This is a genomic window from Paraburkholderia sp. EG304 (assembly GCF_046543485.1).
GTDB classification, from domain to species: domain Bacteria; phylum Pseudomonadota; class Gammaproteobacteria; order Burkholderiales; family Burkholderiaceae; genus Paraburkholderia; species Paraburkholderia youngii.
Genome location: NZ_JBKGUA010000392.1, coordinates 1 through 347, shown reverse-complemented (window position 1 = coordinate 347; position 347 = coordinate 1). Strand labels below are relative to the sequence as shown.

Here is a 347-nt window from a genome sequence, read left to right as displayed (position 1 = left end):
CTTCTCCGTCAGGATCTCATTGACCAGTGCGAGCATTTGCGCGGCCAGCCCATGTGTTTCAAGCAGATGGCGGAACCGGAGAATCGTGCTTTCATCCGGCAAACGCACCATGCCGCCGTCGAGACCCGCGAACTCGCGATACAGCGGCACGTCGTACAGCGCCTCTTCCATTGCAGGGTCCGACAGACCGAACCACTGCTGCATAAAATGAATTTGCAGCATCGTCGCGATCGGGAAAGGCGGCCGTCCGGTTTTGCCTGCCGGATAGTGCGGCTCGATCAGCGCAATCAGCTTCGACCAAGGCACGACACGCCGCATCTCATCGAGAAATTCCCGCTTGCGCGTGC

1 protein-coding gene is annotated in these 347 nt (G+C 59.4%); it reads right to left on the bottom strand.

Annotated features, from left to right (window positions below):
- On the bottom strand, nucleotides 1–347 hold a 347-nt coding region (locus ACLFKU_RS44440; RefSeq protein WP_410853478.1), incomplete at both ends, for a transposase.